This window comes from Amycolatopsis sp. NPDC041971 (assembly GCF_055588925.1).
Map to the genome: position 1 here is coordinate 81,210 of NZ_JBVJCE010000002.1, position 25,264 is coordinate 106,473.

Consider the following 25,264-nt stretch of genomic DNA (forward strand, 5'->3'; position numbering starts at 1 on the left):
GCTGTGATCGACACCGAGGCGCTGCGGACGCAGCCCGAACTCAACGGCGAGAACGTCGTGCTGACGCAGCTCGACGACTCCTACTTCGCAGCCGCTTGGGAAGCGGTGCGGCACCCGGAGGTCATCCGGTTGACCGGCACGCACACGAAGTTCACCGAGGAACAGATCCACCGGTTCCTGGCATCGAGGCCGGGACTGGAAGACCGGGCGGATTACGCGATCCTCCGCAAGGAAGACCGCGCCTACCTCGGTGACGTGGTGCTTTCCGACATCGACGAGCACAACCGCTCCGGGGCCTTCAGGATCGCGCTGACCGGCCCCGACGTCTTCGGGAAGGGTTACGGCACCGAGGCGACGAAGCTCCTGCTGGGTTACGCCTTCGACGTCGTCGGCCTGAACCGCGTGTCACTCGAGGTCTTCGACTACAACCCACGGGCGCGGCGGGTCTACGAGAAGGCCGGGTTCGTCCATGAGGGTCTCCAGCGAGAAGCGCTGTGGTGGGACGGCGAATGGCATGACGTCCTCACGATGGCCGTTCTGGCGACGGATCCCCGGCCCTGATCGGCGATACGGTGGGCGCATGCCCAAGAACGGTGAGCCGATCGAGGTCGAGGCAGGCGAGCGCAAGGTCCGCGTGTCCAGCCCGGACAAGGTGTACTTCCCGGCCAGGGGGATCACGAAGCGCCAGGTCGTGGAGCACTACGTCGCGGTCGGCGAGCCACTGCTGCGCGCGATCGGGGAGCGGCCCACGACGCTGAAGCGCTATGTCGACGGCGTCGAGGGTGAGTGGTTCTACGCCAAGCGCGTGCCGAAGGGCGCCCCGGACTGGGTGGAGACCGCGAAGATCACCTTCCCGTCGGGCCGGACCGCCGAAGAGGTCTGCCCCACCGAGCCCGCCGTGTTCGCCTGGGCGGCGAACCTGGGCACCTTCGACTTCCACCCGTGGCCGGTGCGGCGGCCCGACGTCGACCATCCCGACGAGCTCCGCATCGACGTGGACCCGCCCGACGAGGCTGGGTTCTCCGGCGCGGTCGAGGTCGCGGGTGTGGTGCGCGAGGTCCTCGACTCGGCGGGGCTGGTCGGCTATCCGAAGACCTCGGGTGGCCGCGGCGTACACGTCCTGGTGCGGATCCGGCCGGAGTGGGACTTCATCGACGTCCGGCACGCGGTGATCGCGCTGGGCCGCGAGGTCGAGCGCCGGATCCCGGAGAAGGCGACCATCGCGTGGTGGAAGGAAGAGCGCGGCGGCCGGGTCTTCATCGACTACAACCAGGCCGCGCGTGACCGCACGGTGGCGTCGGCGTGGTCGGTCCGCGGCACGCCGCGCGCGACGGTGTCGATGCCGCTGACGTGGGATCTGCTGACCGAAGTGGACCCGGACGACTTCGACGTCCTCACCGCCGGCGCCTTCTACGCCGAGCGCGGGGACTTGCACGCGCCGATGGACGAGCGCGCGTTCGGCATCGAGGCCCTGCTGGAGTGGTACGCGCGGGACGAACGCGACCACGGCCTTGGCGAGATGCCGTATCCGCCGGACTACCCGAAGATGCCGGGCGAGCCGAAGCGCGTCCAGCCCAGCAAGGCGCGGGACGACACCGCCTAGCCGGACCGGCAACGCATTTCGTGACGACGCGTGCCGTATCCGTGAACCATCCGCGTTCTTTTCTTCGTTTTGCTCCCGGAGTGATTGCGCTTTCGTGTCGATCCAGAAACCAGTCACCGTCGCGCGGTGGATCGATACGAGACTGTGTGACGCGCGGGACCCCGCCGTAACGCCGGGCTTCCTGCCAGCGACATTTCCCTCCGAACACTAGGCTGGGGGAGGACGAAGGAGTACCCGTGGACGACCTGATCGCCTTTCTCGCCGCGCGTGTGGGGCAACGCCAGGCGTTGATCATGCAGGCGGTCAAGAAAACCGAGATCAGCGAATCGCTCAATCGTGGTGAGACCAAGGTCGTCATCGAAAAGAAGATCCGTTCGCTGAACGACATCGAACTCGACACGGTCAACCAGATGATCAACGAGATCGAGGCGACCCGGCGGCTCCTGCAGGCGCACCGCACCACGGTTTCCGAGAAGGTCCCGGGATTCCCCTTGTACGGCAACGAGTACTGGTGCGAGACCTGCCACGTCCCCGCCGACGAGGCCGGGACGAACTGGTGCCTCACCCTGCGGCTGCTGGCCCTGCCGCACGCCGACCACCCGGACTACAGCGAGCGCTGGCGACCCTGAGCGGGGAATGCCCGGCCGGCCCGGACGCGTTGACCCGAGAGTGATCACGCTTTCGGTACTCGACCGGTCCCCGACCCGCCGCGGCGGCGACGCGCCCCGCGCCCTGCGGGACACGGTCGCCTTCGCTCGGGACATCGAAGCGCTGGGCTATCACCGGTTCTGGGTCTCCGAACATCACAGCGTGCCCGGCGTCGCGGGCACGGCGCCCACGGTGCTGGCGGCCGCGGTCGCCTCGGCGACCGAGCGGATCCGGGTCGGCACCGGCGGTGTGATGCTGCCGAACCACCGGCCGCTCGTGGTCGCGGAACAGTTCGGCGTGCTCGAAGCACTCTTCCCCGGCCGGATCGACATGGGGCTGGGCCGGTCGGTCGGGTTCACCGGCGGCGTCCGGCAGGCGCTCGGGCACGAGAAGGACGACGCCGACCGCTTCGGTGACCAGGTCCGGGAACTGCTGGGCTTCCTCACGGGCGACCAGACGGCGTATCCGGGCGTGCACGCCATTCCCGCGGAAGGTCTGCGCGTGCCCGCGTTCCTGCTGGCCACCGGTGCCGGGGCGAAGCTGGCCGCGGAACTGGGACTGCCGCTGGTGATCGCGCCGGTCCGGGGCGAAGGGCCGCTGCTCGAAGCCATCGAGGGCTATCGCTCCGGCTTCCGTCCTTCCGCGCAGGCTTCGCGACCGTACGTCGTGGTGTCCACGGCGATCGCGGTCGCCGAGACGACCGAGCGGGCCCGGCGGTTGCTGATCCCCGAAGCGTGGTCGACGGTCTACTCGCGCACGCACGGCGTCTTCCCGCCGCTTTCGCCGGTGGAGGAGATCCTCGCCGGGGCGCAGTCGGACCGCGATCGGGAGCGGCTGGACCGGGCGCTCGACGGTCAGCTCGCCGGCACTCCCGATGAGATAGGTGACCGGCTGGCCGACCTCGTCGCCAAGACCGGCGCCGATGAGATCCTGGTGACCACCAGCACTTTCGACCAGGCGGAGCGGCTGGATTCCTATCGCGGGCTGGCCGAGGTCGCCGGACTGCGCGGCTTCGCCGCCGTGTCGTGACTTTCGCCAGTGTCACGGCCATGACCGCCGAGTCGGCCTCGCGCCGTGAGCGGACGGGTGCCCCTGCCGCCGCTTGATCTCCGGTTGGCCCGACACTAGAGGCGCAGCAGAAGCTGGGTGAGCATGCGCTGCGCGGGGTCGTCCAGGTCGATGCCGGACACCTCGCCGGCGCGGCGCACCCGGTAGCGGACCGTGTTCGGGTGGATGTTCAGCTCGCGCGCCGCCTTCCGCACGTCGCCGAACGCGTCGAGGTAGGCGAGTACCGCGGGCACCAGGATGCCGCCGTGTTCGGCGTCGTGCGCGACCAGGTCGGCCAGCCGCGGATCACGGATCCTCGGTTGTTCGCTCAGGAAGGCGAGTACCTCCGAGAGCAGGACCTCGGCGCGGACGTCGGCCAGCGAGGCGACGTCGGCGGTCCCGTGCCCGCGCGCCATCGTCGCCAGCACACGGTCCGCGTCGCCACGCGAGGCGGCCGCGTCGGAGAGACGCGGCACGACACCGCCCAGCGCCGCGCGCACCCGGACGTCGAGATGCCGTTGCGCGGTGCCGACGATTTCCTTGGCCAGCGCCAGGATCCGCGTCTCGGCGTGCTCGGGGAGGTCGGGAAGGAGCGCGTAGACGCGGCCGCCGATCACACTCACCAGCGCGCTCCGCCGGTACGCGGCGGTGTGCACGGTGATCAGGTGCACCAGCTCCGCCCGGCGCAGCTGCCGGTCGGTCGCGGCCCGGTCGCGGGGGAGCGAGAACCCCAGCACCATCGCGGGTTTGCCGGGATCCGCGCCGATGTCGTCGGCGACGGATTCCACGTCGAGACGGCCGTCGAGCAGTCCCGCCAGCAGGTCCTCGCGCAACCGGAGTTCCGGGCTGGGCAAGGTCCGGTGCCGGATCAGCTGCGGCGCGAGCGCCCGGCTCGCGCCGAGCAAGGCGACTTCGGCGCTTTCGGTGAGCGGATGCGCGCCCTCCTGGACCCAGATCGTGCCGAGCGGCTGCGACCCGGCGTGAATGCCGGCCGCGATCCGCCGCCGGATGCCGAGATCGGGCCGCTCGTCGATGCGGACGATCCCCTCACCGGCGCGAAGCCGCTGGTAGACACCCCATTCGCGCAGCATCGCGAGGTACCGTTCCGGACCTTCCCTGCCGAGAATCGAGAGCCTGCGCAGTTCGTCCACCTCGTCGCCCGCCCGTGAGTAGGCCAGCACGCGGCTCGCGGTGTCCTCGATGCTGACGAGGCCACCGGTCAGCGTCGCGATGGTCTGTGCGAGCGAGAACAGGTCGCCGAGCACTTCGCCGCTGTCCGCTTCGCCACCCGCGCGGGCCGCGTCGACGACGCCCCTGGCCAACGCCTCGACCTGCTCCCAGCGCGCTTCGTGGCCGACTTCGATCAGCGCGATCCCCGCGTCGGCCGCGACGTTCACGACGGCCATGCCGTTCTTGACCGCGACGGCGGCCGCGCCGGACCGTCCCGCCGCCCGGATCGCACCCGCGGCGGAGCGTCCGCGAACGCCGATCACCAGGACGAGGTCACCCGGATGGGCGTCGGGCGGGTCCTCCGGATCGTGGATGACGACGTCGTCCACGCCGACGCCGAGCCCGGCAGGCGCCGCCAGCACCCTGACCAGCGGTTCCCCGAGCGTGGCGAGAACGTGCCGTAATGAGGCTGTTCCAGGGGTCGTCTGGGTAGTCGCTGTCATCACCGATTAAGCCGATCGGACAAGATGGTCACCCTGATTCTAGCCAGTCGGACAAGCCGTTGGCGGGCCGTCCGGTCTACCGTTCGGGGTGAGACCTCTACCCGGCGAAGTGAAGTCAGGAGCAGTCAGTGGACGCCGTGACCCAGACCCCCGTGCCGAAGAACGAGCCGGTGCTGAACTACGCACCGGGCAGCGCCGAGCGCGCTGAACTCGAGGGCGCGCTCAAGTCGCTGGGCGGCGCCGACCCCATCGACATCACCGCGACGATCGGTGGTGTGCAGCGCAAGGGCGGCGGCGAGAAGATCGAGGTCGTCCAGCCGCACAACCACAAGGCGGTGCTGGGCGTCATCCACAGCGCGACCGCGCAGGACGCCCACGACGCGATCGCCGCGGCCAAGGCCGCCGCCCCCGGCTGGCGCGCGCTGTCCTTCGACGACCGCGCCGCGATCATCCTGCGTGCCGCCGACCTGCTGGCAGGCCCGTGGCGCGCCAGGCTGAACGCCGCCACCATGCTCGGCCAGTCGAAGACCGCCCTCCAGGCCGAGATCGACTCCGCCTGCGAGCTGATCGACTTCTGGCGTTTCAACGTCGCCTTCGGCCGCCAGATCCTCGCCGAGCAGCCGGTCAGCTCGCCCGGTATCTGGAACCGGATGGAGCACCGTCCGCTCGAGGGCTTCGTGTACGCCATCACCCCGTTCAACTTCACCGCGATCTCCGGCAACCTGCCGACCGCGCCCGCGCTGATGGGCAACGTCGTGCTGTGGAAGCCGTCGCCGACGCAGAGCTACGCCGCGCACATGCTGATGCGGCTGCTCGAAGAGGCCGGCATGCCGCCGGGCGTCATCAACCTGCTTCCGGGTGACGGCAAGGCCGTCTCCGAGGTCGCCCTGACCCACCGCGACCTGGCCGGGATCCACTTCACCGGCTCCACCCCCACCTTTCAGCACCTGTGGGCCACCGTCGGCGCCAACATCTCCGGCTACCGCACGTACCCGCGGCTGGTCGGCGAGACCGGCGGCAAGGACTTCGTGCTCGCGCACGCCTCGGCCGACGTCGACATCCTGCGCACCGCGCTGATCCGCGGCGCCTTCGAGTACCAGGGCCAGAAGTGCTCGGCCGCGTCCCGCGCCTACGTCCCGCGTTCGCTTTGGGCGAGCCTGAAGGACGAGCTGGTCTCCGAGACCGAAGCCATCACTTACGGCGACGTCAACGACCTGGACAACTTCGGTGGTGCCGTGATCGACCGCCGCGCCTTCGACAAGCACGCGGCCGTGCTGGCCAGCGCCGCCGAGGACCCCGAGATCGACGTCATCGCCGGTGGCACCGCGGACGACAGCGTCGGCTACTTCGTGCGCCCGACGATCCTGGTTTCGGACAACCCGAAGCACGAGATCTTCCGCACCGAGTACTTCGGCCCGATCCTCGCGCTGCACGTCTACTCCGACGACACCGACGAGGGATACGACAACGTCCTGAAGCTGATCGACGAGACCGCCGACTACGCGCTCACCGGCGCGGTCATCGCGAACGACCGCACGGCCGTCGCGAAAGCGTCCGAGGCGCTGCGCTTCGCCGCCGGCAATTTCTACGTCAACGACAAGCCGACCGGCGCGGTCGTCGGCCAGCAGCCCTTCGGCGGTGCCCGCGCTTCCGGCACCAACGACAAGGCCGGTTCGGTGTTCAACCTGCTCCGCTGGACGAGCCCGCGCTCGGTCAAGGAGACCTTCGTTCCGCCTACCAGCGTCCGTTACCCCCACCAGGGCTGAGTTCTCCAGGAGTCCGTGATGTTGCGTGCCCCGTTGCTCGCCGCCGCCCGATCCCGGCGGATGCGCAAGCTGGTCGAGGTCGTCCCCGCCACCCGATCGGTGGTGAGCCGGTTCGTCGCCGGCGCGAAGACGCCCGACGCCGCCCGGGTGGTCCGCGAACTGGCCGACGACGGCCTCCGGGTCACCCTCGACCACCTCGGCGAGGACACCACCGACGCCGAGCAGGCCGCGACGACCGTCCGCGCCTACGAGGAACTGCTGACCGCGCTGGCGGCCGACGGCCTCGCGTTCGGCGCGGACGTCTCGGTGAAGCTCTCCGCGGTCGGCCAGTTCCTGCCCGCCGACGGTGAGACGGTCGCGCTGGAGAACGCCCGCAAGATCTGCGCGGCGGCCGAAGCGGTCGGTGCCACGGTGACCCTCGACATGGAGGACCACACCACCACCGATTCGACGCTGGGCATCCTGCGGGAACTGCGCACCGAGTACCCCTGGGTCGGCGCGGTGCTGCAGGCCTATCTGCGGCGGACCGAGCAGGACTGCCGTGACCTGGCGACCGAGGGTTCGCGCGTCCGGCTGTGCAAGGGCGCGTACGCCGAACCCGAGGAGGTCGCGTTCCAGGGCAAGTCCGAAGTGGACAAGTCCTACGTGCGCTGCCTGAAGATCCTCATGCAGGGCAAGGGGTACCCGATGGTCGCCTCGCACGACCCGCGGATGATCGCGATCGCCGAGAAGCTCGCGATGGACGCGGACCGCAAGGCGGACGACCACGAATTCCAGATGCTGTACGGGATCCGTCCCGAAGAGCAGCGCCGGATCGCGGGCGACGGCAAGACGATGCGCGTCTACGTCCCCTACGGCGACGAATGGTACGGCTATTTCATGCGCAGGCTGGCGGAACGCCCGGCGAACCTGGCGTTCTTCCTGCGCGGACTCGCCACCCGGGGCTGACCGGCTCCCGGTGGCACTGTTCCGCTGAAAGACAAAGGGGCCCTTCCCGGCGAAATCCGCCGGGAAGGGCCCCTTCTTTTGTTTTCTCAGGCTTCTTGGGCCTCTTCCTTGAGCTTGTCCATATCGATGTCGCGCGCCTGCTGGATGAGGTCTTCCAGCGTCTTCTCCGGGAGCGCGCCCGGCTGCGCGTAGATGACCGTCTTGTCGCGGATCACCGCGAGCGTGGGGATCGAACGCACGTCGAAGGCCGCGGCCAGCTGCTGCTCGGCCTCGGTGTCGACGCTCGCGAAAACGATGTCGTCGTGATTGCCCGACACCTTTTCGTAGGTCGGCGCGAACTGGCGGCACGGCATGCACCAACCAGCCCAGAAGTCGATGATCACGAAGTCGTTCTCCGACACGACCTGATCGAAGTTGGCGGCGGTCAGCTCCACTGTGCTCATGCCCGGCGTAACGAATCGGGCGGTACGCACATTCCCGCGATTGCGCGTAGCGTCTCGGATGGAGCAACCCAGGTTTCGCAGGAGGCGCAGATGGCCGACGGTGACATCCTCAGCCGGATCGACGAGCTGGTCAGCGAGGAGCACGAACTCCGTTCGCGGGCGATCGGCACCGGGCTGAGCTCGGACGACCGGTCCCGGCTCGCGAAGGTGGAGGAGCGGCTGGACCAGTGCTGGGACCTGCTGCGGCAGCGGCGGGCGCGTGTCGAATTCGACGAGGACCCGGACCAGGCCTCGGCACGGCCGATCTCCGAGGTGGAGTCTTACCGGCAGTAGTGGGTGTCGCGCCCGGCCGGTGCCATGAACGGTCCTTTACTTGCAAAATTTGCAAGTAAAGGACCGTTCATGGCGCGCGGGGGTGGGGGGAATGGTCACGGAGGGTTGCGAAAGTGGCTTTCGCAACACGCTCGGTCCCCGAGGTGGCTGGGTGCCGTGCTGGGGCGCAGGCGAGGGCGCTCACTGGAGTCTTACGGTCCAGAAGCAGGCCCGGAGCGGCTCAGGCCGGGCAAAGCGTTCCGTCGACCGGAACCTTCCCGTCGATCAGGAAGGCCCGTGTCGCGTCCGCGACACACGGCGAGAGGCTCAGGGCGCCGTGCCCGGCGCCCTGCCACGTGATCGTCACCGCGCTCGGCATCTGGTCGGCCGCTCGGCCGGTGCCCTGCTCCGGCGTGACCGGGTCGGTCGCGGTGCCCGCGACGAGGATCGGCGGGGCGCCCGGTGCGCCGGCCGGCGGGAGCGGTTCGCGGCGGACGGGCCACGGGCTGCACCATGCCAGCTGTTGCGCGGCGAACACACCGAACTGCGGGTGCTTGTCGCGCAGGGTCGTGGTCGCGCGCGTGAGTTCTTCGGCCGAGAGCCGGGTCGCGCTGTCGTTGCATTTGGTCGCGATCGTGCCGTCCAGCCGTGAGGGCCGCGCCCGGGAGTCCTTCAGTACGGGTTCGGCGAACGCGGCCAGCGGCGTGACGTCGCCGGTCTGCGCGGTCTTGAGCGCTTCCGCGAGTTCGACCCAGCGCGAGCGCTGCGCGAGGCCGGAGTAGACGGCGTACAGCGCGATCCCCGGCGTGATCTCCGCGCCGTCGGTGGTCGTCGCGGAAGCGGAGCGGAGCCGGTCCGCGACGGCGGTCACGGCCGAACGGGCGTCACCGATCGGGCAGCCCCTGGCGATGCAGTCGGCACCGAACGCGTCGAGCGTGGCCTGCGCGCTCGCGGCGACGGACTCCTGCACGGCCGCGGCGTCGGGGGCGGGGTCGGGCAGGCCGTCGAGCATCACGCGGCCGACCTGCGCGGGGAACCGCACGGCGTACTCGGCGAGGACCTTCGAACCGTCGCCGCGCCCCAGCGCGTGCAGTTTGTCCAGCCCCAGTTGCTTCCGGAGTTCTTCGAGGTCGCCGGCGGCGCGCCAGCTGTCCATCGCGACCTGCGAGTCGTCCATTTCGATGGCGCACTGCTGACCGGCCCTGCGCGCCGCGTCGACGACGCCTTCGAGGTCGCCCGCGGCCGGGTCGCCGCCGAGCAGGTCGGTGCGGATCTCCGCCGGGATGCACTGCACCGGCGCGGACGTCCCGGTCCCGCGCCGGTCCACGCCGATCAGGGAGAACTTCCGCAGGAACTCGGGCGGCAGCGTCGCGGCCAGCCGCGCGGCGTACAGCGAACCCGGCTCACCGTCGACGTCGTTGACCACGGCGAGCGGGATCGGCCCGCCCCCGGTCTTGACCACCGACAGCCGCGAGAGCCCACGGCCGGGCAGGTCCGGTGCGTCGAGCGTGGTGGGTACCCTGGCGCACGAGAACTTCAGCGTGTCCGGCACGGACGGCTGGCCCAGCCGCTGCCGGGTCGCCTCGTCGCAGTCCTCCCAGTTGATCGACGGCGACCGCGGTTCGGTGAGCGGCGGCAACGGCACCTGCTGCGCCGTCGTCGCCCCGCCGGGGCTGGGTTTGCCGTCGTTGTCGATCACCGCCGGTCGTACCGACGGTCCGGCGGTGCAGCCCGCGAGCACGGCCGTGACCAGGGTCGTCATCAGGATCAGCCGTGGCCTGCGGCGGACGGTGCTGGCGGGGCGCACGGGCTGGTCCTCACTTTCCGGGCATGACGAAGCTCGTGGACGAGCTTCGCAGGTGACGTGTCAGGCCCCGGTTAGCGGGTGCGTTTCACCTCGCCGCGGAACACCGCGTCCAGGTCGTAGCGGGCGACTTCGTCGAGCTGCGCGTAGGTGCAGGAGTCCGGTTCGCGGTCGGGACGCCAGCGTTTGAACTGCGCGGTGTGGCGGAACCGCGACGGATATCCGCCTTCCGTGTGCTCGTAGCCGACCTCGACCACCTTCTCGAGCTTCAGCGGCACCCACGGGGCTTCCTTGGACTTCCATCGGGTGATCCCGCCGGGGATCCGCTGCTTGTCCCGCACGTTGTCACCCAGCCAGGGGTGATCGGCGCCGTCGGTGATCAGCGGCGCCAGTTCCTCGGCCAGTTCACGCCGCCGGGTGACCGGGAACGAACCGACGACTCCGGGGTGGTGCAGTACGCCGTTCTCGTCGTAGAGCCCGAGCAGGAACGAGCCGACCATCTCACCCGGTTCGCCGTCGACGTGCCAGCGCAGCCCGGCGAGCACACAGTCGGCGGTGCGCGAGTGCTTGTACTTCAGCAGCACGCGTTTGCCGGGGCTGTACGGCTCGTCGAGCGGTTTGCCGATGACGCCGTCGAGCCCCGCGCCCTCGAACAGTTCGAACCAGTGCCGCGCGATCGCCGGATCCGAAGTGGCCGGGGTCAGGTGGACGCCGTCGGAAGCCAGCTTCTCCAGCCGTTCCCGCCGCTTCGACGTGGGTTCGTCCAAATAGGACTCGTCGCCGAGCGCCAGCAGGTCGAACGCGACGAACTCCGCCGGGGTCTGTTCCGCCAGCAGCTTGATCCGGCTTTCGGCCGGGTGGACCCGGTCGGTGAGCGCGTCGAAGTCCAGCTTCCCGTCCCGGGCGACCACCAGTTCGCCGTCCAGCACGATCCGCTCGGGCAGCGCGGCCTTCAGCCGCTCGACGACCTCGGGGAAGTACCGGTTGAGCGGTTTCTCCGACCGCGATTGCAGCGTCAGTTCGTCGCCGTCGCGGAACACCAGGCAGCGGTACCCGTCCCATTTCGGCTCGAACAGCAGTCCGCCCGAATCCGGGATCGCCTTCGCCGGTTTGGCGAGCATCGGTTTGACCGGCGGTGTCAAGGGAAGCGGCATGACGGCCATTCTTGCCGTATCGGCGCGCTCAGCGCACCCGTTGCGGTGCCGTCGTGTCGAGTTCGATCCGGACGGCGGTCGGCAGGACGTCGACCCCGAGCGACTCTCGCGCCCGGGCCAGCACCGTGCCGTCGAGCTGCTCCCAGACCCGTTTCAGGTCGGTGCCCTCGTTCAGCCAGAGCGTGATCCGCAGCGCCGGGTTCTCCTTGTCGCCGACCGCGCGGACCCTGGCCCGCCCGACCCCGTCGACCGTCTCCGCGTCGGCGCGGACGGCGTCGGAGATGGCCGAGGAGGTCACCACGAGGTCGTCGTCGAGTTCGAGGTCCGGGCGGCCTTCCGGGCGCAGCGACCGGAAGAACCACCACAGTCCCAGCCACAGCAGGAGGACGCCGAGCACGAGGGCGCCGATCCGGGCGGCGAGCGCGTGCTGGGACAGCCAGTCGAGGGCGATCGGATCGACGAGCGGCCGTTCGGCGCGGTGCGTGCCGAGCCACCCCGCGCCGACCACGACCACCGCGGCCCCGCCGAGCAGCACGAGGAGTCCGATGAGGACGGTGAGGACGCGTTCCGTGCCGGTGGACCGGCCGAGTGCCTTGGCGGAGACCGAACGGGTCATCGGCGGTCCTTCGGGGAGTCGACGACGACCGACACCTTCGGCCGCCGCACCAGGGGGACGTCGTCGAGCAGACCGGCGACCGTCTCCAGCAGCCGCGGCCGCAGCTCGCCTTCGGTTTCCAGCCTGCTCGTCGCGCGGACACGGATCTTCTTGGCGGTGGCGGTGACCTTCGCGCCCGCGACGTTGTCCTGCGCGCGCACGGTCACGCCCACCAGCCTCGCCAGTGAACGCGGCGAGGTGGTCACGCTGACCTCGTTCGCCGGATCGGTCAGCCGGATGGCGCGCCGCCCCGCCGAGGCCGCCGCCAGGATCAGCAGCAGCCCCACGACCACGACGGCGATCGCGAGGTACCGGACCGGGGGAGCGCTCCAGGACAGTTCCGCGAGCCTGTCGCGCCAGCCGTCCCACGGGACGAAGAGCGGCCCACGCCCCGGCCGCCACCAGCCCCAGCCGACCTCCAGCGCCAGCAGGACCCCGGCGGCGGCCAGCGCCAGCCCGATCAGGGCGGACAGCAGGCGGACGAACAAACGCATACCGGTGCTCCTTCTAACGGACGCGAGGCGCGATGTCGGGCAGGAGCGCGGAGACCGTCACCGAGACGTCCCGGACCTGGTAAGAGGTGATCCGCTCGACCTCCTCGGCGACCCTGGCGCGCAGATCGCCGACGATCCGCCGCACCGGCGCCGGATAGTGCAACGCCACGTCCAGCACGAGGTCGACGTCGTTGCCCTCACCGCTCACCTTCGCGCTCGCGCCGTGTGTCCCCAGCCCGAGTCCGGCGATCCGCCGCTCGGCGCGGGTGGTCCCGTCGACCTGGTCCGCGGCGTGCTGCGCGATCTTGCGGACGACGGCGGGCGCGATGGTGAGGGTGCCGCGATCCTCCGGTTCGGGCGGCACGGTCATTTGTCGCGGCCCCGGCCGAACAGGTCGCCGAGGTCGAGTTCGCCGTCGAGCACGCGGCCGAGGACGAGGCCGATGACGCCGACGGCCAGTGTCACCAGGAACGCGAGGAAGCCCTGGGTCGCGGCGAGGCCGAGGATGAGGCCGGCGAGCAGGCCGGTCTGGGTCCCGTTCATCACTCGACCCGCGAGGTCTCGGTCTCGCCGCCGTTCTCGTCGGGCAGCTGGATGTCGTTGACCGAGATGTTGACCTCGATCACCTCGAGGCCGGTGATCTGCTCGACCTGGCCGATCACGTTGCGGCGCACCGCCCGCGCGACGTCGACGATGCGCGCGCCGTACTCGACGACCACGTCGAGGTCGATCGCCGCCTGCTTCTCGCCGACCTCGACCGAGACGCCGGACGTGGTGACCGTGCCGGAACCGGGGATGCGCTCGCGGATCGCGCCGAAGGCCCGGGAGACCCCGCCGCCGAGCGCGTGAATCCCGGTCACCTCGCGGGTGGCGAGACCCGCCACCTTCTGCACCACCACCGACGAGATCGTGGTCTTGCCGGCGGCTCCTTCCTCGTTGAGGGACGACCCCGTCACCAGGGTGTCGGGCTTGCTCACGCTCGGCTGCGCCATGAAGTTCGCTCCTTCTCGGCCTGCGGTGCCGCGCGACCTGCGCGCGCGGCGGTTCCTACGCTCTCACCGACCAGGACACCCGCGCATGCCGAGCCGTCACGCGTTGTCCCCCGGATGGGCTAATCAGTTCCGCGAAAGCTTCGTTGGCGACATGCCCGACAGCACCGAGCCGTCCTCACGCGCCCTCAGTCGGGATGCACGTCGACGACGTGGACGTTGATCGCGGGCGGGGCCGAGCCGAGCTGGCGGGTGAGTGCCGCGCCGACCCTGCGGCGCAGGAGGTCCGCGACCGCCGCTTCGACACCGAACCGGATGGTGACCAGCACCTGCAGCACGTCTTCTTCGAGCGCGACGGCCGAAACGTGGACCCCGCCGAGGTCATGGCCGATCTCGGCGGCGAGCCGCCTGGTCATCAGCACCAGCGCCCGTTCCGACACCTGGGTCTTGCCGCCCGCCGAAGGCAGGTCGAGCGGGACGGTGGTGTGTTTGCCGCGGACGCCGCCGACCGAGCGGAGCACCCGTTCGACGAGTCCTGGCGGCGTCGGCACCGGACGGCTCGCGGCGGCGCGCACCTGCTCCCACCGGGGGTCGTCGCGCGGATCCTCGCTCATCACCGTTCCCCGGGTCGGAAGTTGTCACCGAGTTTCGCCAGCAGCGCGACCCTGGCGCGGTGCAGGCGGGCGCGCAAAGCGGGCACGCTGACTTCCAGAACCTCGGCCACCTCGTCGTAGGTCATCCCCTCGAATTCTCGCAGAATCAGCGGGATCCGCTGGCCGACGTCCAGTTCGGCGATCGCGCGCAGCACCGTGCCGACCTGCTCGGCGCTCACCACCTGACCCTCCGGACCAGGTACGACACCCGCGTCGCCCTCGTCGAGCGGCACGGTCGGTTTCCGGCGCCGGACCTGGCCGAGCGCGCCGTTCGTCGTCACGCGGTAGAGCCAGGTGGACACCGCGGACTCGTACCGGAACCCGGGCAGCGCGCGCCACGCGGAGAGCCAGGCCTCCTGGACGACGTCCTCGGCTTCCGACGTGCTGCCGGTGATCCGCAGCGCCACGCGGTACATCCTGGCCGTGTGCCGCCGGACCAAGGTGTCGAAGGCGCCGTGGTCCCCGGCCGCGGCCCGGGCCACCAGCTCCTCGTCCGCGACCGGCGCGGCCTCGTTCACCCGCTCTCCCGGCGGCGATAGCGCAGCATGGTGAAGCCGTCTTCGAACAGCACGGACGCGAGGTCCATCCGCCGCGGTTCCGGGGCCGGACGGCCGTGGGCGATCCGGCTCTCGCCCGCTCCCGCCAGCAGCGGGGCGACGGTCAGGCACAGCTGGTCGACGAGGTCGGCCGCGATCAGGTCGGCGAACAGCGTCGGCCCGCCCTCGCAGTCGATCCGGCGCAGCCCGCGCTCGTCCAGCAGGTCGAGTGCCCGATGGAGGTCGACGTCCTCGACCCCCGCGACGAGCACTTCGGCCCCCGCGCGTTCCAGCGCGGCTCGCGGCGCCTTCTCGGTGGTGATGACGATCGGCGGGACCTTGGTGTCGGTGAACAGCGGGCCTCCGGGGTCGAGTTCACCGGAACGGGTCACCACCGCGATCGGCGGGACCTCGGACAGCCCGAGCGAGATCCGGCGGGCCGCGCGTTCGGGACCGACGCGCGCGCCGCGGTAGCCCTCGGCGCGCGCCGTGCCGGCGCCGACCAGGATCACGTCGGAGAGCAGCCGCCCCAGCAGGAAGATCCGTTTGTCCGCGGGGTGCGAAAGCCCCTCGGACAGCTCGTCGACCGCCGCCGCACCGTCGGCGGAGCTGACGAAGTTGACCTGGACCCAGGGACGGGTCAGGTCGGTCATGTCCTCGGGGTACCCGTAGAGGCGCTCGAGGTCGGCATCTGAGACGGGATCGACCGGTGTCGTTGGCCACAAAAGCTGCACACCGACATCCCAGCACGCGCCCGACGGCACCGCTGAGCGGGGGATTCGCCCGTTCAGGGAGAGTGAACGGCCGACGCCGGTGCCGTTACCCTCGGCGAATGCCCGCCCGCCTGATCGATCGCCGTCCGGAGCTGTCCGCAGACGAGCTGATCACCGCGCTCGTCCCACCGCCCCGGTTCGACGCGGTCCGGTTCTCCACCTACGTGCCCAATCCGGACGAGCCGAGCCAGGCCGAGGCCGTCGTCACCTGTAGCGCGTTCGCGAAGCGCGTGTCGGAGGCTTCGAACCGGAAGCCGAAGTCGAAGTTGCGCGCGTTGTTCGGCGGCGGCGACGAGACGCCGTCCGGGCCGATGGGGCTCTACCTGGACGGCGGCTTCGGCGTCGGCAAGACACACCTGCTCGCCTCGGCGTGGCACGAGACTCCGTCGCCCAAGGCGTACGGGACCTTCGTGGAGCTGACCCACCTCGTCGGCGCCCTGGGTTTCGCCGAGGCGGTGCGGCGGCTCTCCGAACACCGGTTCCTGGCGATCGACGAGTTCGAACTCGACGACCCCGGTGACACCATGCTCGTCACCCGGCTGCTGCAGGAGCTGATCTCGGCGGGCGTCTTCGTGGCGGCGACCTCCAACACGCTGCCGGACAAACTCGGGGAGGGCCGGTTCGCCGCGGCGGACTTCCTGCGCGAGATCCAGTCGCTGTCCGCCCGGTTCGGCGTCTGCCGTGTCGACGGCCCGGACTACCGCCACCGCGGCCTGCCGGACGCGCCGCCGCCCGCGACCGCGGAGGAGCTGGAAGCCTCCGCCGCCACGCATCCCGAGTCCACTGTGGACGATTTCGACGCGTTGTGCGAACACCTCGGCGGGCTGCACCCTTCGCGCTACGGCAGGCTTCTCGACGGCGTGACCCGGGTGCACCTGCGCGACATCCACCCGGTTCCCGACCAGAACGTCGGACTGCGGCTGGTCGCCTTCGCCGACCGGCTCTACGACCGCGCGATCCCGCTGGTGGTCTCGGGCGAGCCGGTGCCGGATCTGTTCACCGAGGAGATGGTGAACGGTGGCTACCGCAAGAAGTACCTGCGCGCCGTCAGCCGTCTGACGGCACTGGCGCGCGACGCCGTGCAGCCCGGGTGAGCAGCACCCACGTCGCGCACACGGTCGCGACGGCGAACAACGTGCCGCCCACGACGTCGGTCAGGTAGTGGTAGCCGAGGCCGATCATGCCGATCGTGACCCCGCCGAGGACCACCGAGCCCACGACCGCGATGACGCCCGTCGCGACGCCGGGGCGGGCGAGCAGGATGAGCACGGTCAGCACCGCGACCAGTGCGACGGTATGCCCGCTGGGGTAAGCGAGATAGGTGTACTTCCAGCGGTCGAAGAGCGGTTTGAGTACCCAGGTGTTCGCGAAGATCGCGATGAGCGGGCTCAGGATCGTCAACGCCGCTTCGAGCCGTCGTCCTCCGATCAGGCAGAGGACGGCGACGAGGACCGAAACCGGGATGAGGACGTAGGCCTCGGTCGGCAGCACCAGCAGCCGGAGAAGGCCGGTGTCGCGGCCGAAGGTGCGCTCCACCCACTTGACGGCGAACTCGTCGGGGCCGGACAGACCTTCGCCCGAGACCAGCATCCCGAGCACGACCATGATCACCGCGCAGGTGACCGCGACCAGCCCGTACGGCGCTCTTCCGCTCATCCGGCGAGATTACGTGACGGGTGATCAGTCACCATGCAGAGGACTGAACGCGCCGGGTCCCGGTGCCGGGCTGAAGTGCATGAAGGACCCCTTCCTTGCGTTAGGCGCAAGGAAGGGGTCCTTCATGTACTCGGGAAGGGAGCCTTCACGGACTTGCGTCACCCCCGCATTCAGAGGACGAAATGCGGGCGGTCAGAGAGCGGCGAAGGCGGCGAAGTCCGCTTCGGTCTGGTCTGCGTAGCGCACGGCGTAAGCCCCGATGGCCTCGTCGAGGTCTTCGTCGTCCTCGAAGTACCCCGCCAGCATCCGCGGATGCAGTGACCGCGCGTGCGCCCGCGCCAGCAGCGCGCCCGCCAGGCGGCCGTAGTCGTCGAGGTGGTCTTTCTTCAGTTCCGCGGGATCGATGTCGCCCTTGAGGTTCCGGAACTGCCGCACGATGTACGGCACGCTGTCGATGGTGGTCCAGCCGAGCAGGATGTCGGTCTCGGCCTGCACGAGCCGCGCGCCCTCGACGATCCGGCGGCCCTCGTGCTCCGGCGAAGCCAGCCCGAGATACGGCGCCAGCGCCGACGGATTGGCCTGTTTCACTTGCAGCACAAGGTCTTCGCCCGAGTTCCCGTGCAGCAGTGCGACGTAGCTGCGGAGTCCGACGCTGCCGGTGCCGACCACCCGGAAGGCCACATCGGACACCCGGTACCGCGAGATCAGCGTCCGCCGCGACTCGCGCAGGGTGTCCACATAGGACACCAGCCCGGCGACGACCGCTTCCGCCGTCGCGTCGTCGACGTGCGTGAGCACTGGCGGGTCTTCGACGAACCGGTGCCGTTCGAGGCCGGTCTCGTGGTCGTCGATTCGCCGGGTCCATTTCGCGGTGACCTTGGCACTGGTGTTCTTCCGCGCTTTCTCGGCGGCTTCCTCGAAGTCGTCGATCAGTTCGTGCGCCTTGACCTTGCTCAGCACCGACGCGTCCGGCAGCGCGTTCCACGATCGCAGGAACGGCAGTTCCGCCAGCCCCCGGATGGTGCGCCGATACGATTTCACCGCGTCTTCGGCGGCCTCGCGGCAGTCCGATTCGCCGATGCCGCTTTCGCGTCCGGCCAGTACGAGGCTCGCGGCGAGCCGTTTGAGGTCCCATTCCCACGGGCCCGGCACGGATTCGTCGAAGTCGTTGATGTCCATGACGATCTGGCCCTCGGGCGTGCCGTACAGCCCGAAGTTCGCGGCGTGCGCGTCCCCGCAGAGCTGGGCCGTCAGCCCCGACGACGGCGAGCCCGCCAGATCCGCGGCCATCAGCCCGGCGGTGCCGCGGTAGAAGGTGAACGGCGACGCGAGCATGCGCTCGCGCCGCAGTTCCACCAGTTCCGGCAAACGGCCTTCGTTGCTCCGCGCGAAGAACTCCGCCACGCTCGGACGGCCCTCGCCCGCCGCCGCGTGATCGTGCGCGGACGTCGGGGCCTCGGCCCGCAGCGCCTTGCCCCTGGCGGACCAGCCCTCCGGCGACACCGTCTCGGTGCCGACCAGCGGCCGCTCCACCCACTCCCGCTCGTCTCCCATGGACAGGCAACGTACAGCCCGTCCGAAAGGTTCACCGGGTCTTGACGACCGCCGTGATGGCGTCGATACCGCGGTCGAGTTCTTCGCGCGTGATCACCAGCGGCGGCGCGATCCGCAGCGTGTGGTCGTGCGTCTCCTTGCACAGCACGCCGCGTTCGGCCAGCGCGGTGGACGCCTCCCGGCCGGTCGGCCCGCCGGGCGCGATGTCGATCCCCGCCCAGAGCCCGCGCCCGCGCACCTCGGCCAGCCCGTTGCCGACCAGTTCGCCGAGCCGCGAGTGCAGGTGGGCGCCCAGATCCCGCGAGCGCTCCTGGAACTCACCGGTCTTCAGCAACCCGACCACGGCCCGTCCGATCGCGCAGGCGACCGGGTTCCCGCCGAAGGTGGAGCCGTGTTCACCCGGCCGCAGCACGCCGAGCACGTCCTTGCCGCCGACCACCGCCGAGACCGGCATGATCCCGCCGCCGAGGGCCTTGCCCAAGGTGTAGACGTCGGCGCGGACGCCTTCGTGGTCTAGTGCGAGGACGGTGCCGGTGCGGGCGAGACCGGACTGGATCTCGTCGGCGATCAGCAGGACGCCGTGCTCGTCGCACAGCCGCCGCACCTCGGCGAAGTAGCCGGTGGGCGGCACGATCACGCCCGCCTCGCCCTGCACCGGCTCCAGCAGGATGGCGGCGGTGCGTTCGGTGATGGCGTCGCGCAGCGCCTCGGCGTCGCCGTACTTGACCGTGACGAAGCCGGGGGTGAAGGGACCGAAGTCGGCGCGCGCGGTCTCGTCGGTGGAGAAGGACACGATGGTCGTCGTCCGGCCGTGGAAGTTGGAGCCGGCGACGACGATCTCCGCGGTCCCGTCGGGCACACCCTTGACCCGGTACGCCCACTTCCTGGCGATCTTCACCGCGGACTCGACGGCTTCCGCGCCGGAGTTCATCGGCAGGGTCATCTCGGTGCCGGTCAGCTCGGCGAGCTCCTTGCAGAACAGCCCGAGCTGGTCGTGGTGGAAGGCGCGGGAGGTCAGCGTCACCCGGCCGAACTGTTCGACCGCAGCGGCGATGAGCCCGGGGTGGCGGTGCCCGAAGTTCAGCGCGGAATAGCCGGAGAGGAAGTCGAGGTAGGTCTTGCCCTCGACGTCGGTGACCGAAGCGCCCTCGGCGGTGGCGATCACCACGGGCAGGGGGTGGTAGTTGTGCGTGCTCCACTGCTCGTCGAGCGCGATGAAGTCGGCGGTCGTCATGCGTTCAGGTTAGATGTCCATCCGTCCGCTTTCATCCGGGAAACGTTGCTTTGACCCGTTGTTCGTTGCGTATCGGCTCCTTTCGGTGGCGAAATCGTGCATCTTGGAAGTCGATCACCGGAGGCGCGGCGTCCGGACCGCGGTTATCGTCGCCGGATGGCGAAAAAGGACACCGTCTCCGTCCGGGACACGCTGCGGGTCGGCAAGGGGGCCGAGCGGCACGATCCAGGCTCGTTCCCGATCGGGCCGCACAAGAAGCCCAAGGTGCTGAAAGACCTCGCCGATGCCGGCGGCAAGCTCGCCGAACTGCAGGAGGCCCTCTACGCGGAGGGCGTCGGCGGGGGAAACCGCGGCGTCCTGCTGGTGTTGCAGGGGATGGACACCTCCGGCAAGGGCGGCACGGTGGGCCACGTCCTCGGCCTGGTCAACCCGATGGGCGTGCGGTACGCGGGGTTCAAGAAACCGACCGCGGCCGAACAGCGGCACCACTATCTGTGGCGGATCCGCAAACAGCTTCCCGCGCCCGGCCAGATCGGTGTCTTCGACCGCTCGCACTACGAGGACATCCTGGTCCCGCGCGTGCAGAAGCTGCTGCCCGCCGCGGAATGGCGCAAGCGCTACGCCGAGATCAACGCGTTCGAGAAGGAGCTGACCGACGCGGGCACGACGATCGTGAAGGTGTTCCTCGACATCTCGCCGGAGGAACAGCTGAAGCGCCTCAAGGCCAGGCTGGAGACCCCCGCGAAATGGTGGAAGTACAACCCCGCCGACCTCGACGCGCGTGCCCAGTGGAACGACTACCAGCAGGCCTATGCCGACATCTTCGCGAAGACCTCCACGGCGGCCGCGCCCTGGTACGCCGTCCCGGCCGACCGCAAGTGGTACCGCAACTGGCTGGTCGCTCGGCTGCTGATCGAGACGATCGAGGAGATGGACCCGAAATTCCCTCCGGCCGACTTCGATCCCGGGACGGAGATCAAGAAGCTGGAAGAACTCGGCATACTGGGCTGAACGTCTGGCGGTGTTTTCTGAAAGAGTGCGGACGTGACCGACACCAGCCTCGAAGATCTCCCGTTCCTCCGCCGTCAGGCCCGTACCCAGCGCTTCACCCTCGGCGCGCCGAAAGAGTTCAAGGTCGCCCCGGACGGCTCCCGCATCCTGTTCCTGCGGTCCGGGTCCGGTACCGACCCTCGGCACAGCCTGTGGTCGTTCGACGTCGTGTCGGGCGAGGAAACGAAGCTGGTCGACGCGGCCGAGCTGCTGCCCGGTGAAGAGGACCTGCCGCCCGAGGAGCGTGCCCGCCGCGAGCGCAGCCGGGAGACCGGCGGCGGCGTGGTCGGCTACGCGGTCGACGACGCCTTCACCGTCGCCGCGTTCCCGCTGTCGGGCAAGCTCCACACCCTCGATCTGGCCACCGGCGCGGTGTCCGTCCTGGTCGACGGTTCGGTCGTCGACCCGCGGCCCAGCCCGGACGGCACCCGGGTCGCGTACGTCCGTGATCGGCGGCTGCGGGTGATCGACCGCGCCACCGGTGAGGATCGCGTGCTCGTCGAGGAAGACGGCGACGACATCGCGTGGGGGCTCGCGGAGTTCATCGCGGCCGAGGAGATGGGCCGCACCCGCGGCTACTGGTGGTCTCCGGACGGGAAGAGCCTGCTGGTCGAGCGCTCCGATCGCGCGAACGTGCCGCGTTGGACGATCGCCGACCCGGCCAATCCGCAGTCGGCGGCCGACGTCGTCGCGTACCCGGCGGCGGGCACCACGAACGCCGACGTGACGCTGGCGATCCTCGGGCTCGACGGCTCGCGCGTCGACGTCGCGAAGACCGACTGGGAGTACCTGGCCGCGGTGCACTGGTCGGCGGCGGGTAAGCCGCTGCTGTCCGTGCAGTCGCGTGACCAGCGGAAACTCCAGATCCAGGCGGTCGACCCAGCGGACGGTTCGGTCGAGGTGCTGCACACCGAGACCGACGAACGCTGGGTCGAGCTCGCGGCCGGCGTCCCGGCGTGGACCACCGACGGCCGTCTGGTCCGGGAGAGCGCCGCCGACGGCGACCACCGGCTGATCGTCGACGGGGTCGCGGTCACCCCGCCGGGACTGCAGGTGCGTTCGGTCCTGCACGTCGGCGACGAGGTGCTGTTCAGCGCGTCGGAGGCCGATCCGACGCAGATCCACGTCTTCCGCACCGAAGGCGGCGAACTCCGCCGTCTGTCCACTCAGGACGGTGTGCACGTCGGCTCCGGCAACGCTTCGCTGGCCGTGCTCTCGTCGTGGAGCCTGGAACACAGCGGCCCGGTGGTGACCGTCGTCTCCGGCGAGAAGACGGTGGCGCGGATCGGTTCCTACACCGTCGACCCCGACGTCGTGCCGAACCTGACCTGGCTGACGCTGGGAGAGCGGGGCTTGCGTGCCGCGTTGGTGCTGCCGACCGGGTACGAGGAGAGCGAAGGCAAGCTCCCGGTGCTGCTCGACCCGTACGGCGGCCCGCACGCCCAGCGTGTCCTGCGGACCCGCAACGCCTTCCTGACCCCACAGTGGCTCGCGGACCAGGGTTTCGCGGTACTGGTCGCCGACGGGCGCGGGACGCCCGGCCGGGGTTCCGCGTGGGAGAAGGAGATCGCGGGCAAGCTCGCCGACGTCACCCTCGCCGACCAGGTCGACGCCCTGCACGCGGCGGCCGCGCTCCATCCGGAACTGGATCTGGAACGGGTCGCGATCCGCGGCTGGTCCTACGGCGGCTACCTGTCCGCGCTGGCCGTGCTGCGCCGCCCCGACGTCTTCCACGCCGGTGTCGCGGGCGCCCCGGTGACCGACTGGTCGTTGTACGACACGCATTACACCGAGCGTTACCTCGGGCTTCCGCAGGAGGAAACGGCCGCGTACGAACACAACTCGCTGATCGCCGGCGCCGGGGACCTTTCGCGGGCGTTGCTGATCGTGCACGGACTGGCCGACGACAACGTTTTCGTCGCCCACTCGTTGCGTCTGTCGTCGGCCTTGCTGGCCAAGGGACGCGCGCACGTGTTCCTGCCGCTGGCCGGCGCGACGCATATGACGCCGCAAGCCGAAGAGGTCGCGGAGAACCTGATGCGCACGCAGGTGGACTGGATCGTGCGTGAGCTGTCCGGTGCCGAGGTCAAGAGCGAGGAGAACGCATGAAACGGTGGGGCATCACCATTCCGCTGACCGGGGTGCCACTCGCGGCGCACGAGGAGATGGTGCGGGAGCTGCCGGACCTCGGCTACACCGACGCGTGGTCGGCCGAGACGGCGGGCAACGACGCCTTCACCCCGCTGGTACTGGCCTCGCAGTGGGCGCCGCGGCTGCGGCTGGGCACCGCGATCGTGCCGGTGTACACGCGCGGGCCCGGGCTGCTGGCGATGAGCGCGGCGACCGTCGCGGAACTGGCGCCCGGCCGGTTCGTACTCGGCATCGGCGCGTCGTCGCCGGTGATCGTGAAGAACTGGAACGCCGCCGAGTTCGAGGCCCCGTTCGCGCGCTCACGGGACACGTTGCGGTTCCTGCGGTCGGCGCTGGCGGGGGAGAAGGTCACCGAAGAGTACGAGACCTTCTCCGTCAGCAAGTTCCGGCTGGAGCGGCCCACCGACCCGCCGCCGTCGATCATGCTCGCCGCGCTGCGGCCGGGGATGCTGCGGCTGGCCGCGAAGGAGGCCGACGGCGCCATCACCAACTGGCTCGCCGCCTCCGACGTGCCGAAGGTGCGTGCCGAGATCGGTCCGGACACCGAACTGGCCGCGCGGATCTTCGTCTGCCCCACCGAGGACAAGGCCGCCGCGCGCGGCCTCGGCCGGATGCTCATCTCGAGCTATCTGACCGTACCGGTGTACGCGGCGTTCCACGAATGGCTCGGCCGCGGCGACGCGCTCGCGCCGATGCACGAGGCGTGGGCCGCGGGCGACCGGCAAAAGGCGAACCAGGTCATCCCGGACGAGGTCGTCGACGACCTGATCGTCCACGGCAGTCTGGACTCGTGCCGCGAGCAGGTGCGGTCCTATGTGGACAACGGGCTGACGACGCCGATCATCGCGCTGCTGCCGACGGGGGAGGACCCCTTCGCTCAGGTGCGGGGTCTCGCTCCTCGCTCTTGACCGGCCATCCGGTTGCTATGAACGGTCCGTTACTTGCAAATTTCGCAAGTAACGGACCGTTCATAGCGCGTGTCGGGGCACTCAGGCGACGTCGAACAGCTCGTCGTACCGCGAAGCCATCATATGCGACCCCTTGATCTCCGAGGTCGTCGCCGCGTCCAGGACCCCGGCCTCCTCGGCGTAGGTCGCGCCACCGGAAGGCCCGAGCGGTAGCGAGATCATCGGCCCGCCCGGGGTGTGGGTCCGCAGCTCGCCGCCCTCGATCAGCGCCCGGATGTTGGCCACGACGACCTCCGCGTGGTCGCCCGCCACCTTCGCCAGCTTTCCTTCGGGCAGCGCGGTGATGTCGCCGAGCGCGAATACGCGAGGCTGTCCCGGAAGCCGCAGCTCTGGCGTCACCTCGACCTGTCCGTTCGCCTGCCGCGCGGCCGCCAGTTCGCCGTCGAGGTACGCGGTGTGCGGAGCGCCGCCGAAGCACTGGAACCACAGGTCGGCGGTCACCTCGCCGCCTCCGGTGAGTTCCGAGGTGAACGTCTTGGCCTGCCCCGGTTCCGAGACCGGGGGCTCGGTCAGCGAAGTGGCCAGCAGGAGTTCGACGCCCAGTTCGCCGAGCTGGCGGCGGATCTCCGCGCGGAACTCCTCCGGGAAGCCGGGCAGGATCTCCTTCGCCGGGTCGACGATCGTCACGGCCTTCTCCGGCCACACCGCCTTGATCTCACCCGCCAGTTCCAGGCCCACCGGGCCCGCGCCGAGCAGCAACACCTTGTCCGCGCCCGCGAGTTCCTCCCGGGTGGCGCGGATCTTCGCCTTCGCAGACGCGCTGTCGTGGAAATCGATCTTCGCCGGGAACGGGTACGCCGAACCGGTCGCCAGCACGACGTAGTCCGGGGTGAGCCGCTCGCCCGACGCGAGCGTGACGCCGTCCTGGTCGACGCTCACCGCGCGGTCGCGGAGCACTCGTCCCCGTTCGAGAAGCCGCGTGTACGGGTAGAAGAGTCGATCCGTCCACTCGGGATCGACGAGCCCGCGCAACGCGGCGACGTGGTGGACGAAGTCTTCGCGTGGCTCGACGAGAACGACGTCGGCGAACGAGTCCAGCTCCTTGGCGACGCTTGTGCCGCCGTATCCCCCGCCGATGACGGCCACGGTCGTGGTCATGAGATCCCCTAGTTCGTAGTGCGTAATGTTCGTACTGCAAACTACAGTAGTTCGT

The 25,264-nt window shown here is 70.0% G+C and carries 27 protein-coding genes; 11 read left to right on the forward strand and 16 right to left on the reverse strand.

Features of this window, described 5'->3' with window-relative positions; all coding sequences use genetic code 11:
* Nucleotides 1-3 precede the first annotated feature (3 nt).
* The 4 genes from ACZ6DT_RS05415 to ACZ6DT_RS05430 all read left to right on the forward strand — a co-directional run bounded on the left by ACZ6DT_RS05415 (nucleotide 4) and on the right by ACZ6DT_RS05430 (nucleotide 3,280).
* Nucleotides 4-561 carry a GNAT family N-acetyltransferase gene (locus ACZ6DT_RS05415; RefSeq protein ID WP_465589076.1) on the forward strand — a complete coding sequence of 186 codons (558 nt, stop codon included), beginning with the start codon at nucleotides 4-6 and terminating at the stop codon, nucleotides 559-561.
* Between the two features lie 19 nt (nucleotides 562-580).
* Nucleotides 581-1,603, forward strand: coding sequence for a DNA polymerase domain-containing protein (locus tag ACZ6DT_RS05420; RefSeq protein ID WP_465589079.1), 1,023 nt, complete (start codon nucleotides 581-583; stop codon nucleotides 1,601-1,603).
* Nucleotides 1,604-1,839: 236 nt separating this feature from the next.
* Nucleotides 1,840-2,232, forward strand: a complete 393-nt coding sequence (locus ACZ6DT_RS05425) for a DUF6221 family protein (protein ID WP_465589082.1) — start codon at nucleotides 1,840-1,842, stop codon at nucleotides 2,230-2,232.
* A gap of 40 nt (nucleotides 2,233-2,272) precedes the next feature.
* Nucleotides 2,273-3,280, forward strand: coding sequence for an LLM class flavin-dependent oxidoreductase (locus ACZ6DT_RS05430; protein WP_465589085.1), 1,008 nt, complete (start codon nucleotides 2,273-2,275; stop codon nucleotides 3,278-3,280).
* Nucleotides 3,281-3,375: 95 nt separating this feature from the next.
* Here ACZ6DT_RS05430 and ACZ6DT_RS05435 read toward each other — a convergent pair whose 3' ends face one another.
* Nucleotides 3,376-4,971, reverse strand: a complete 1,596-nt coding sequence (locus ACZ6DT_RS05435; protein WP_465590511.1) for a PucR family transcriptional regulator — start codon at nucleotides 4,969-4,971, stop codon at nucleotides 3,376-3,378.
* 128 nt (nucleotides 4,972-5,099) lie between these two features.
* On the opposite strand from ACZ6DT_RS05435, the gene pruA reads away from it, so the two are divergent.
* Together pruA and ACZ6DT_RS05445 are read left to right on the forward strand one after the other, a co-directional pair.
* The gene (pruA, locus tag ACZ6DT_RS05440; RefSeq protein WP_465589088.1) at nucleotides 5,100-6,737 is read left to right on the forward strand and encodes an L-glutamate gamma-semialdehyde dehydrogenase; all 1,638 of its coding nucleotides are present in this window, start codon (nucleotides 5,100-5,102) and stop codon (nucleotides 6,735-6,737) included.
* A gap of 18 nt (nucleotides 6,738-6,755) precedes the next feature.
* A complete protein-coding gene (locus tag ACZ6DT_RS05445; RefSeq protein ID WP_465589090.1) occupies nucleotides 6,756-7,685 on the forward strand; it encodes a proline dehydrogenase family protein in 930 nt (309 codons plus the stop codon).
* Between the two features lie 86 nt (nucleotides 7,686-7,771).
* Here ACZ6DT_RS05445 and ACZ6DT_RS05450 read toward each other — a convergent pair whose 3' ends face one another.
* Nucleotides 7,772-8,128 carry a thioredoxin family protein gene (locus ACZ6DT_RS05450; protein WP_020637318.1) on the reverse strand — a complete coding sequence of 119 codons (357 nt, stop codon included), beginning with the start codon at nucleotides 8,126-8,128 and terminating at the stop codon, nucleotides 7,772-7,774.
* 90 nt (nucleotides 8,129-8,218) lie between these two features.
* Here ACZ6DT_RS05450 and ACZ6DT_RS05455 point away from each other — a divergent pair, with 90 nt between their 5' ends.
* On the forward strand, nucleotides 8,219-8,461 hold the full coding sequence (locus ACZ6DT_RS05455) for a DUF2630 family protein (RefSeq protein ID WP_465589093.1): 243 nt from the start codon (nucleotides 8,219-8,221) through the stop codon (nucleotides 8,459-8,461).
* A gap of 220 nt (nucleotides 8,462-8,681) precedes the next feature.
* Here ACZ6DT_RS05455 and ACZ6DT_RS05460 read toward each other — a convergent pair whose 3' ends face one another.
* The 10 genes from ACZ6DT_RS05460 to ACZ6DT_RS05505 all read right to left on the reverse strand — a co-directional run bounded on the left by ACZ6DT_RS05460 (nucleotide 8,682) and on the right by ACZ6DT_RS05505 (nucleotide 15,459).
* The gene (locus ACZ6DT_RS05460; protein ID WP_465589096.1) at nucleotides 8,682-10,247 is read right to left on the reverse strand and encodes an alpha/beta hydrolase; all 1,566 of its coding nucleotides are present in this window, start codon (nucleotides 10,245-10,247) and stop codon (nucleotides 8,682-8,684) included.
* A 71-nt stretch (nucleotides 10,248-10,318) separates the two neighbouring features.
* Nucleotides 10,319-11,398, reverse strand: a complete 1,080-nt coding sequence (locus tag ACZ6DT_RS05465) for an ATP-dependent DNA ligase (RefSeq protein ID WP_465589098.1) — start codon at nucleotides 11,396-11,398, stop codon at nucleotides 10,319-10,321.
* Between the two features lie 28 nt (nucleotides 11,399-11,426).
* Nucleotides 11,427-12,014 carry an alkaline shock response membrane anchor protein AmaP gene (gene amaP / locus ACZ6DT_RS05470; protein ID WP_465589101.1) on the reverse strand — a complete coding sequence of 196 codons (588 nt, stop codon included), beginning with the start codon at nucleotides 12,012-12,014 and terminating at the stop codon, nucleotides 11,427-11,429.
* Complete coding sequence (locus ACZ6DT_RS05475; protein WP_465589104.1) at nucleotides 12,011-12,547, reverse strand: DUF6286 domain-containing protein; 537 nt, start codon at nucleotides 12,545-12,547, stop codon at nucleotides 12,011-12,013. Before ACZ6DT_RS05475 ends, amaP begins: the two co-directional genes overlap by 4 nt.
* 13 nt (nucleotides 12,548-12,560) lie before the next feature.
* Nucleotides 12,561-12,917, reverse strand: coding sequence for an Asp23/Gls24 family envelope stress response protein (locus ACZ6DT_RS05480; protein ID WP_465589107.1), 357 nt, complete (start codon nucleotides 12,915-12,917; stop codon nucleotides 12,561-12,563).
* Nucleotides 12,914-13,090, reverse strand: coding sequence for a hypothetical protein (locus ACZ6DT_RS05485; RefSeq protein WP_465589110.1), 177 nt, complete (start codon nucleotides 13,088-13,090; stop codon nucleotides 12,914-12,916). Before ACZ6DT_RS05485 ends, ACZ6DT_RS05480 begins: the two co-directional genes overlap by 4 nt.
* Nucleotides 13,090-13,539 (reverse strand): Asp23/Gls24 family envelope stress response protein, encoded by a 450-nt coding sequence (locus ACZ6DT_RS05490; protein ID WP_465589112.1) that lies wholly within the window; start codon nucleotides 13,537-13,539, stop codon nucleotides 13,090-13,092. Before ACZ6DT_RS05490 ends, ACZ6DT_RS05485 begins: the two co-directional genes overlap by 1 nt.
* Before the next feature lie 185 nt (nucleotides 13,540-13,724).
* Nucleotides 13,725-14,150 carry a hypothetical protein gene (locus ACZ6DT_RS05495; protein ID WP_465589115.1) on the reverse strand — a complete coding sequence of 142 codons (426 nt, stop codon included), beginning with the start codon at nucleotides 14,148-14,150 and terminating at the stop codon, nucleotides 13,725-13,727.
* The gene (locus ACZ6DT_RS05500; protein ID WP_465589117.1) at nucleotides 14,150-14,707 is read right to left on the reverse strand and encodes an RNA polymerase sigma factor; all 558 of its coding nucleotides are present in this window, start codon (nucleotides 14,705-14,707) and stop codon (nucleotides 14,150-14,152) included. Before ACZ6DT_RS05500 ends, ACZ6DT_RS05495 begins: the two co-directional genes overlap by 1 nt.
* Entirely contained in the window at nucleotides 14,704-15,459 is a 756-nt protein-coding gene (locus ACZ6DT_RS05505) for a pyrimidine reductase family protein (protein WP_465589120.1), read from the reverse strand. The genes ACZ6DT_RS05500 and ACZ6DT_RS05505 overlap by 4 nt, the downstream gene beginning before the upstream one ends.
* A gap of 98 nt (nucleotides 15,460-15,557) precedes the next feature.
* On the opposite strand from ACZ6DT_RS05505, the gene zapE reads away from it, so the two are divergent.
* Nucleotides 15,558-16,592 (forward strand): cell division protein ZapE, encoded by a 1,035-nt coding sequence (gene zapE / locus ACZ6DT_RS05510; RefSeq protein WP_465589122.1) that lies wholly within the window; start codon nucleotides 15,558-15,560, stop codon nucleotides 16,590-16,592.
* Here the strand turns inward: zapE and ACZ6DT_RS05515 are convergent.
* From ACZ6DT_RS05515 to rocD, 3 genes are all read right to left on the reverse strand, one after another.
* Nucleotides 16,546-17,154 carry a phosphatase PAP2 family protein gene (locus ACZ6DT_RS05515; RefSeq protein WP_465589125.1) on the reverse strand — a complete coding sequence of 203 codons (609 nt, stop codon included), beginning with the start codon at nucleotides 17,152-17,154 and terminating at the stop codon, nucleotides 16,546-16,548. The genes zapE and ACZ6DT_RS05515 overlap by 47 nt on opposite strands.
* A 192-nt stretch (nucleotides 17,155-17,346) precedes the next feature.
* Nucleotides 17,347-18,708: a DUF2252 domain-containing protein gene (locus ACZ6DT_RS05520; protein WP_465589128.1), complete on the reverse strand. Its 1,362-nt coding sequence runs from the start codon at nucleotides 18,706-18,708 to the stop codon at nucleotides 17,347-17,349.
* A 31-nt stretch (nucleotides 18,709-18,739) separates the two neighbouring features.
* Nucleotides 18,740-19,942: an ornithine--oxo-acid transaminase gene (gene rocD / locus ACZ6DT_RS05525; protein WP_465589131.1), complete on the reverse strand. Its 1,203-nt coding sequence runs from the start codon at nucleotides 19,940-19,942 to the stop codon at nucleotides 18,740-18,742.
* Between the two features lie 156 nt (nucleotides 19,943-20,098).
* Between rocD and ACZ6DT_RS05530 the strand changes: the two genes are divergently transcribed.
* The 3 genes from ACZ6DT_RS05530 to ACZ6DT_RS05540 are packed head-to-tail and all read left to right on the forward strand — an operon-like array spanning nucleotide 20,099 to nucleotide 24,051.
* On the forward strand, nucleotides 20,099-20,953 hold the full coding sequence (locus ACZ6DT_RS05530) for a PPK2 family polyphosphate kinase (protein WP_465589134.1): 855 nt from the start codon (nucleotides 20,099-20,101) through the stop codon (nucleotides 20,951-20,953).
* A 33-nt stretch (nucleotides 20,954-20,986) separates the two neighbouring features.
* Nucleotides 20,987-23,101 (forward strand): S9 family peptidase, encoded by a 2,115-nt coding sequence (locus ACZ6DT_RS05535; protein ID WP_465589137.1) that lies wholly within the window; start codon nucleotides 20,987-20,989, stop codon nucleotides 23,099-23,101.
* Nucleotides 23,098-24,051 carry an LLM class F420-dependent oxidoreductase gene (locus ACZ6DT_RS05540; protein ID WP_465589140.1) on the forward strand — a complete coding sequence of 318 codons (954 nt, stop codon included), beginning with the start codon at nucleotides 23,098-23,100 and terminating at the stop codon, nucleotides 24,049-24,051. The genes ACZ6DT_RS05535 and ACZ6DT_RS05540 overlap by 4 nt, the downstream gene beginning before the upstream one ends.
* A gap of 81 nt (nucleotides 24,052-24,132) precedes the next feature.
* Here ACZ6DT_RS05540 and ACZ6DT_RS05545 read toward each other — a convergent pair whose 3' ends face one another.
* Nucleotides 24,133-25,209, reverse strand: a complete 1,077-nt coding sequence (locus tag ACZ6DT_RS05545) for an NAD(P)/FAD-dependent oxidoreductase (protein WP_465589143.1) — start codon at nucleotides 25,207-25,209, stop codon at nucleotides 24,133-24,135.
* Between the last annotated feature and the right edge of the window lie 55 nt (nucleotides 25,210-25,264).